At 47.9% G+C, this 9,207-nt stretch carries 7 protein-coding genes; all 7 read right to left on the bottom strand.

Annotated elements, in window-relative coordinates; all coding sequences use genetic code 11:
• Nucleotides 1-4,294 (bottom strand): peptidoglycan DD-metalloendopeptidase family protein (locus JNN12_00410; GenBank protein ID MBL7976770.1); only part of this gene is annotated, 4,294 nt, incomplete at its 3' end.
• Between the two features lie 40 nt (nucleotides 4,295-4,334).
• Nucleotides 4,335-4,562: a hypothetical protein gene (locus tag JNN12_00415; protein MBL7976771.1), complete on the bottom strand. Its 228-nt coding sequence runs from the start codon at nucleotides 4,560-4,562 to the stop codon at nucleotides 4,335-4,337.
• Between the two features lie 12 nt (nucleotides 4,563-4,574).
• Nucleotides 4,575-5,072 carry a hypothetical protein gene (locus tag JNN12_00420; protein MBL7976772.1) on the bottom strand — a complete coding sequence of 166 codons (498 nt, stop codon included), beginning with the start codon at nucleotides 5,070-5,072 and terminating at the stop codon, nucleotides 4,575-4,577.
• Nucleotides 5,073-5,152: 80 nt separating this feature from the next.
• Complete coding sequence (locus JNN12_00425) at nucleotides 5,153-6,667, bottom strand: T9SS type A sorting domain-containing protein (GenBank protein ID MBL7976773.1); 1,515 nt, start codon at nucleotides 6,665-6,667, stop codon at nucleotides 5,153-5,155.
• 155 nt (nucleotides 6,668-6,822) lie between these two features.
• Nucleotides 6,823-8,523, bottom strand: coding sequence for a hypothetical protein (locus JNN12_00430; protein MBL7976774.1), 1,701 nt, complete (start codon nucleotides 8,521-8,523; stop codon nucleotides 6,823-6,825).
• Nucleotides 8,524-8,583: 60 nt separating this feature from the next.
• Nucleotides 8,584-8,682 (bottom strand): prepilin-type N-terminal cleavage/methylation domain-containing protein, encoded by a 99-nt coding sequence (locus JNN12_00435; protein ID MBL7976775.1) that lies wholly within the window; start codon nucleotides 8,680-8,682, stop codon nucleotides 8,584-8,586.
• A 200-nt stretch (nucleotides 8,683-8,882) separates the two neighbouring features.
• Nucleotides 8,883-9,155, bottom strand: a complete 273-nt coding sequence (locus JNN12_00440; GenBank protein ID MBL7976776.1) for a hypothetical protein — start codon at nucleotides 9,153-9,155, stop codon at nucleotides 8,883-8,885.
• Nucleotides 9,156-9,207: the final 52 nt, after the last annotated feature.

Genomic DNA, 9,207 nt, shown 5'->3' on the forward strand with positions numbered 1-9,207 from the left:
GAATGGTGGTGCTGGGATTAAATGGGTTTGGATAGATGTCTGAAATTTCAAACGCGGAAGGAAGCTCCTCTCCTTGCACATTCGTCAAGATGGCCAACCCGTCTGTATAGGCCACACTTAGCGGATCGCCATTGGTGTCGGCAACTTCGGAGGCTGATTTATTGACCGTTAGGCTTGTCGTTTGGCCTGCATTCGAGAGGCCGCTTAACGTAAACTCAATATCCAGCAATTTGCCATCGGCGATGTTGATCGGATTGCTCCCCCCTGTGGCATCGAACCAAATCAGGGTTACTACGCCATTCGAGGCATTGGCGGTAAAACTAAGTCCGTTATGTGTATTAGATACCTTACTAAAAGACATCAAAGAAGTATTAAAGGCCACTTTGAGCGTTATTGCCCCAATCCCCGTAAACTCTTTTACGGTAACCGGAACCACGGCACTCGTTGCACCTTTGCCTATGTTGATGGATGAAAGCGTCAACGAACGGGCTACTTCGGTCTTGTTTAGGGCGATGCTTGCCGATCCGGTAGGCGCATACGACATATTTACGTCCCCAACCGCCAAACACTTCACATCCGAGGTTTGGTCATTGCCTGTAATCGTCAGATTTTTCTCCTCACACACCCAGTCGCCCCGGGTGAAAGAGGCGATGGTTCCAGCGGCACGGCGGGCAATCAAAAACGCATCCGTCCCATTAACCGATCCCGAGCTGTTCACATCTGCCGCCAATTGTTGTAGCGGGCTAAAACTTCCAAGCCCTGCCGCCAATCGCGCCGCCTGAAACGCATCTGTTCCATTAGCCGCCTCGTTCCAACCACCTGTTTTTGTTGATTTTAAAACGGCACCACCATCCGGTAGGTTATCAAACCGGAAACTGCCATCCGCGCCCGAAACCGCGTTCAAGACAGAAGCTCCACTTGGGGTAAGCGAAACCGACATGCCTACAAGGGGTGTGGCGGACGTGCTGGCATAGACCGTTTTTCCGGCCACCGATGCCTTCGCGAGGGTAACTTGGCCTGCCGTATAACCAACCGTCATCTTATTGCCATCTTTGTCTGCGATTTCACTTGGTGCGGCATTCACCGAGACGCTCCCCGTGCCACCGTTATAGGTAAACACCAAGTCGCATAGCTTCCCGCTTGCAATATTGATCAGGTTGCTTCCACCTGTCGCGTCGAACCAGATGAGGGTCAGTACCCCATTAACCGCATTGGCTGTGAAGGTAATGCCTGTTGGTGCATTGGTAACGGAATTGAACGTTAAAACAGAAGGATCGAACACAACCTTTAGGGTAATAGCACCCACTCCTACAAATTTTGATACGGAAACAGGTAGATTTACAGGTTGTCCTATACGTCCGCTTGCATTGCCAATAACCAAGGCCGGATCATTGGACGTGGCCCCTGCCGCTTGCTCAACCGTTACCGTCGCGGGGCTTCCCGCCGCTCCTGCCAAGGTGACGGTAACGGTTCCTGAACGCAAGGAGCCTGTATTTTCGGCTGCTTGTGTAATTACTTGTGTCGCCGAGCAGGTGGTGACGGTCAGCCATGTAGCATTGGAAGCACAAGTAGGCGTGCCAGTGCTATTGGTGATGCTCACGGCAAAGGTAGAAGTTCCGCCACCCGCAACCACCGTTTGTTTGGCGGGCATAACCGAGAGGGTGGGGGTGGCAGTGGCAGCCGCTTGCTCAACCGTTACCGTCGCGGGGCTTCCCGTTGCTCCTGCCAAGGTGACCGTAACCGTTCCCGAACGCAAGGCTCCTGTATTTGCGGCTGCTTGTGTAATTACTTGTGTCGCCGAGCAGGTCGTGACCGTAAGCCATGTAGCATTGGAAGCACAAGTAGGCGTGCCAGTACTATTGGTGATGCTCACGGCAAAGGTAGAAGTTCCGCCACCCGCAACCACCGTTTGTTTGGCGGGTGTAACCGAGAGGGTGGGCGTGGCAGTGGCAGCCGCTTGCTCAACCGTTACCGTCGCGGGGCTTCCTGTTGCCCCAACCAAGGTGACCGTAAGCGTTCCCGAACGTAAGGAGCCTGTATTTGCGGCTGCTTGTGTAATTACTTGTGTCGCCGAGCAGGTCGTGACCGTCAGCCATGTGGCATTGGAAGCACAAGTTGGCGTGCCAGTGCTATTGGTGATGCTCACCGAAAAGGTAGAACTTCCACCGCCCGCAACCACCGTTTGTTTGGCGGGCATAACCGAGAGGGTGGCGGTGGTAGTCGCTACAACCTGAATGTTCGTGGTATTGGATCTCACTAAGTACTTGATATTATTTGGAGTGAAGGTATAACCGTTTTTTGAAAACCGAACCTCCACCTCATCATCCAAATGCGGTATATCAATCCAACCCCAATTGCCTTGTGCGTTAACCACGTCCTGATCTTTCAGCATAGCGCCTGTTCGTACGTTGAAAAGCTGTGCTTTGTAGTTTAAAAGCGCCGATCCATTCTCCTTTGCAAAACCCCATAATTCATATAATATCGGTGTAACAATGGCAATCAACTGAAGAGTCAATGTACCTTCATTGCCGTTAATAGTGTAAGTGATGGTTTCAGTTAAGGTTCCTGCCGTGTTGGTGTTTTTGAGCGAGAAGGTGGGCTTCGCGTTTGTACCATAAGTAACACTAAAATCATCAGGGACATTGAAGTATTGAGGCAATTTATCTATTTTCAAATTGGCATTTTTAGTACCAATGTTGTTGATCTGGCAGGTTCGTGTATTGGGAAGCGTTCCAAATTGACTAGATCCCGCAAAGCTGACTTCACCATTACACCCCGTGGTCAAAACGACTTTAGGCTCATCCACGACCGTAATCTGGATTGGCAAAGCGAATTTTGAATGGTAAATAGCTTCACTTCCAGAGCGCACGGTGATAAAAACAGTTTTTGGTAAAGCAAGGCCAACGGGAGTCCATGTAAAGGTGTTACCTGTAAAGGCCGATTCAAAAACCAAATTCGACAGGCCACTTTCCTCATTAAAACTTGGGTTTTCCGAAACCTGAATGCGGTGAGTTGTTGCTTTGACATCGGCTGTAATGGTTACGGGAACATTCAAATTGACTGTAGCATTCGGCAACGGCGATACAATGATTGGTGTCGCCAATCGAGGACCCCGTACAATAATGGTACGCTTAGCACTAAACTGGCTTTGGTAGTACAGATCGGATCCTGCCCGAAACGCAACTTCATATGTACCAGGAACTACATTATTCCAAGTATAAGAGCTGCTCGTAAACGCTTGATCAACAACCAAGGATTGAGTGGCAAATCCATTTTCTTGACTGAAGGAACTACCTTGAGGCGCAATTTGGATTCTGACGTTGCTCGTTTTGGCGGATTTCCAAATATCAAAAGACACCGAATTAGAAAAAATTTCCGCATTATTTACGGGTGAATTCTGTAGCGGAGCTTCTAAGCGCAACCTAAATTTACGAGGAGACGAATATAATGAATTCTGGATGGTTGTTGATCCTGCACGAACGATGTAGCAAAGGTCATTTGTCCCAATGTTGTTCAGTGTTAGCGAGGTACTGGTTGTCGTTTCGTTATAATAAAAGCTTGTTGTGTCGAACCCGGTTTCTGCATTAAAGACGGGCATAGTCGTTCCTTGACATTTGACGGCTTGGATTCGGTAAATCGTTGCATTAGAAACGGCTCCCCATTTCAAAGTGACTGCATCAGTTGGCTCAAATATGGCATTGTTGGCAGGAGAGCTAATGGTTGGAGTTGATAAACGTGTGCTAGTTATACCAGCAGGATTCTCGCTTAAAAACAGCATAGGATTTACAAATCCTTGTAAAACGGACTTGTTTGTCGTATAACCATCCCATGGATTGCCGGGTAATGTTTCGGATGGGATAATCCCAAAGTGAACGTGCGGCGGGTTCCAGTTGTTTGCTTTACCGATAACTTGCCCTCCAGCGATCGTTGTACCTGTTGCAATGGGCTGGTCTAAATGTCCATAAAGTGCATGAAAAACTTTACCGTTGCCTGCGGTGTGCTTGACAAGAACAGCACCGCCACTACAGTTGCCGTCACAACCATACCCCCCAACATTGGTTCGAGATTGAACAACAATACCATCGGTGATGGCATAGACACTAGCCCCCAAGGGCAAGCACATGTCTTGCGCTAGATGATAACCACCATAGTTACTGCTATATCCAAGCCAGCCTAGATATCCACACGTATTGGTACTTCCCGTTGGCGAATAGTAGCCTGACGAAAATTTTGATTGCGCTGAAGCAAAAGCGCTTCCAAACAATAAAACGAGTAGTAATGTGAGGTATTTCATACAATTTTATGATTTAATGAGTAATTTTATTTGTGAAAATTCATAAAATAAATAGCATCACCAAGCGTTTGTTCACCGCCACTGAACCATAGGAAGCCGCGCTGCCATAGATGTAGAGGGTATCCCCGGCTGCTACGGTGCTGGCCGCAATCGCCGCACCCAGTGTCGTAAACTGTGCCGCTGGGTTGCCCGTATTGTCCACGCGCCAAGCTTTGGCATTGGCAAGCGCCGGAAAAAGAAGAACGAGACTAAAAAATAGTTTTTTCATGAATTTAGGTGTTTAGGGCGCATGAGGTGGCGCTTGGTTAGGGGATGAAGATTTTTTTGAACGAACGTAAACAGGTGTGCGGCAGTAGGTATAAGGTTGGCAATTGGTGGCAATCAGCAACGAGTCCTTCATAAACGTGACATTCCATTGCCATTTTTCGCCCGTTTTAAAAGGGTTCACCTGCACTCCATCCAACCCAATGGCATCAATGCGGGTGAAGGCCATCGGGTAGCGGTCGGGTGTGGCGGCATCGGGCGCATCAAACGCGACGGTGCCCCAATCTTCGTACCATCGTTTGTCAGTAGCCACATGGGTGGTGAAAAATCGGTAGCCATTCGGCAGAGTCAAGTGGAGGTCGTACTGGAAAGCCCCATCCTTATACTGCCACACGCCTGCCCACTCGGCCTTCATCGCGTGGCTGGTGGGGGTGGTCGCCTCCGGCGAGGGGTTGCCACTATCGCACGCCGCAAAAACAAGCGGCAGCAGGAGGGAGAGAAAGGTTTTCTTCATTAAATCCGGTCTTTAGGGTAGAAAAAGCCACACCACAGAGATTCTTCGTCGCGTCGTGTTTGTTCGTTATTTCAAAAAACTCAGCGTAGGAGGGTCACTTGGTGGGTTTGACGTTTGGTTCCTTGGTTCACCTGTATCCAATACACACCTGCCGATAGGCGGTACTGATTTGGCTCTATGGTAAATGACGTTTCGGAGGTCGTTTTTTCCAATATTTTGCGCCCGAGGAGATCAAAGAGCGTGAGTGTGGTGTGAGGTGTTGCCGATTCTAAGCGAATATGCACTTGAGATTGTGCCGGATTGGGAAAGACCTCGAACAAACGGGGTTGGGTGGAAGGTCTTTCTAAATCTATGGCTACTGAGGCGGCGCTAACCTCATCAAAAACCTGTTTAAGTCCGGCCATTGCCGCTTCGTCTATTCGGTAATAGTCGCGTTCATCGTTCAGGGCATAAAAGCTATACATTGTCACCCCGTAGTCGCGGATACCCTGCATCATCATGTCATAAACCTCCGCTTGACTGGGCTTCCCGCAATGGCAGGACTCCGAGATCATCAATTCCGAGATGTAAAGCGAGCGTTTTACCAAGGTTCGGGCAAGCTTGGCACTCGTTCGAAAGTAGGCGGGCATGTCGGGTACTGCATCCTTGGCAGGGTAACTATCGGTCGCAAAGACACCCCTAAACACCTCATCCAATTTGCGGACGGAAGTTGCGGTATAACCTGCGCCTTGATCGCCCCACCAACCGGAATAGGTGGAACGGGGCGGGAAGTAGTAGCTAAACGTTTTACTGGAAATGGCCACATTCGTCACCTTAAGGGCCTGTAAGGTCTCATCTGCTGTTGTCACCATTGTTGCGATGGCATTGCTCAACTCGTTTGCCCGAAAGGTAAAAACTTCGGTTGTGGGTGGGATAGTTCGAGGTAGAACGGCAAAAGGGTCATTTTTGAACTTTCGCCAAGCAGCTTGGGTAGCATTATCGAAGGTGCTTAGTTTTCCGGTTACTGGATACATAAGTTCGTTTCCCAGTAACAAGTCGCCAATGGTTCCAGTGGCAAAATGATTAATGCCACCATCGTTTTGCATGGCACGGATGAACGCTCGGATCCATTCGGCAATTTCGTTTCCCCAAACGGCAGAACTGGGACTGAGGCGTAAAAAAGAATCGTATTCAGGCACCCGGCTGTCATCGGCATACGTTATAAAATCAGACGCATATTTGGTCTGGATGTATTCGGGCAAATAATGTGGACTAAGCAATACGCTCCAATACAGTCCTTTTTGCTCACAGAGCCTCGCAAAATCTTGGTAGAACCGGAAGTCATATTTCTGGGGCGATGGTTCTGTATGAGTCCAAGAAACCTCCAATTGTACCAATGCACGTAGGCTTCCACCTTGCCACGTCCGATGGGGCTTTCCGGATGCCATTTCGGCAGCAATTCGGTCTAAATAAGGAGCCAAGTCTGTTGCTTTTTGGGCCGTTTGTCGGTGCAGGGTGACACCAATTTTATACGCGGCTTGGCTATGAAGCGGCTCTAAACCGCCCATAAAGAGCATGAATAGAAACGAAAAATAGAGGGTAGCAACTTTTTTCATGGCTTCCAGTTTTGTTATGGTAGGCAACCATAAAGTATGAAAGGCCATGTGTCTCTCCAAGAAAATACCCTCCATTTTGTTCACAATTTAGAGGGCAAATGTGGGATTTGGAGGGCAAATGTGGGCTTAAGACGGGTAAAATCGAAGGATAGTCTCTATTTTTTCTGTTTTTCAACCAATTTCTTTACGTATTGTTGGTTACAGGCGTTAAAAAGTTCTTGTAGGTCTTTTACCTTAAATAAATCGCAAATCCCAGCAATTTCTTTACGAGCAGACGCAGCACTCATCCCAAACAGTTTTGCAATAAGTTCATTATTGGGTAGGGAATCACAGTAAACCAAGTACCGGAAAAAACAGCCTCTGATGATGTGGGTAACCAAGATACCAAGCCCGCTTATGCCCGTTACTCGCATATCGTCCGATTTTTCGGCGTTTGTTAGAACCGTCCTCCATTGATCAATGGAAAGTTCCGTAGCCATCGTCCAGAATTTCCGTTCTCTGGTGATGGGCTCCTCAGATTTGCCGGATTGTATTTGGTGCAATTTTTCGCTGATCAAAAAGAATAGCAGACCAATGGGGTCATTGGTTGTGCTTGGCTGCAAGGTAGGCGGAGCTTCGGCAAAGGGAACCAACTTCAGTTTATCGGCGGCCCACGCTTCCCATTCTTCCGAACTGAGAGGAGTTCCCCGGAGGGTCGCTATCAAAGAATTTAGCCTAAAGACTTCCTCATTTAAGCGAAAGACCTCTGCATTTTTACTATCCAAAGACTTATGGGCTTCTTGAAGCGCCGATTTGAAGTCCAAGATTTCTTGCTGAAAGGCTGATTTAACGCTCAAGAGTGCCTGATCTGTCTTTATTTGTTCTTCTTTTCGTATGAGATCGTGTTGGGTATTGATCTCTCGGATTTCTTTTTCTTGGGCGTGTTTAACGGTGCGCTTGGTCCAAAAATGCCACCACGTACTCAGTCCTCCCATTCCTACAAGACCCAGTATAACACCCCAAAACACGGCTTCGGGCTTCCAGACTTCGGCAAACGGAGGGGTTCCTTGGCTTTCGTGCCGATTGGCCAAAAGTAAGACCTCGGTATTGCTAATGGGGCGGTTATATAAACGCACTTCGTCTATTGCCCCATCTATTGCCCAGTCCATTTTTTCTCCAAAGGCTCCGATGGAGATGGGGAGTTGGTAATCCTCAAAATTATTGGGGCCTTCCGAGGTGAAGATGTTTGGAAATTGCTCGCGGGGTAGGCCATTTATAAAGACCTGATAACGGCTTTTGTTGCCTTCTGCTGGCTCCACTCGAACCACATAGTGGAAAGGTACGTTGGGCTTTAGAAAAGGCATAAACAGTTCGAAACTGGAGGTGGGTTCTTTGTTTACCTTAGTATCGTTCGAGGCAATAAACCGAAAGTCGCGCCCAAGTCCGTCTAATCTGGTCCAGAAGCCGCGCCCATGCTCGGCGTGGGCATACACCGCATGAATGCCGCCTTTGTTAGGGGTGAAGTTGTCTTGAGGACTGAAATGATTGAGTTTTGCCCAAAAACTGAGGGTAAAGGGTGGTTTAAGGGCTAAATGAGAGGCATAGGGAATTTTTAGCCTGCCCGGTTTTTTAGAACCACCAATCATTAAGGCATCCCCAAACATCGTTTTCGAGGAAATATCGGCAGAGCCTTCAAACGCACCCTTCAAGTTGGGGTTGTTATCCGCACGAATCTGCGTTCCTTGACGGTTTTGAGCCGAAAAGGAGAAGTGCATAACCAAGCCTTTAGACAAACTGGGTGGTAGATTGGATTGAGATTTAAGAAGTAAGGGGGATACAAAACATAAAAAGAACACCCACCCTCGTAGATTAGGCATGATTTAGATGTGGTTTAATGCTAATGATAAATTGATGTTTTGCGTCTAACCAGAAAAGCCTCAAAGGCTACCGCTAAAGACGGCAATAGCTCCTGCGGCCAAAATTCCAATCATTACAATACAAACCAAAAGTTCTACAAGAGTGAAGGCAAAAATCATTTCGTTATCCTCCTTATGATAATATTTGAACGAAGTTTTTGAAAGGTTAGAGAAGGTACAAAAAAGCTGTATTGAATCAAACTTTGCCACTACTTATATACAATCTGACATTCCCCGCCCCCTCAGATTCGGAAATAGTATTTTTTTGCCTGCTCGCCCATCAGGTTAATAATCTTCCTGCTTTAACGTTTTAATTTGTGTCATTGTATTTTTTGGGCGCTGGCGTACCTGTTTTTGAGCTTGCTTCTGGCCGATTCTGTTGTAAATGACCAGCTGATTTTGATGGCTTCATCATTATGTTGGTCTTGCCAAGCAAGTGCTTCTTTTTCAGGCATGTCTATCGTTTCAAGACGACGATCCAAGCATTGACGAGGTAACGCCGAGAACTCGATTAACCACGAACCATGTTTGGGCGTGTCTTGGATGCCCAAACAAGTTGGGCATGGCGGGCTTCTAAGTGCCGAGTACGTCATGGTCGCGAAAACGGGAATCTATTTAGCCTACTTAACGTGTCTGGGTGCTGCC

This window comes from Bacteroidetes Order II. bacterium (genome assembly GCA_016788705.1).
Taxonomy (GTDB): domain Bacteria; phylum Bacteroidota; class Rhodothermia; order Rhodothermales; family UBA2364; genus UBA2364.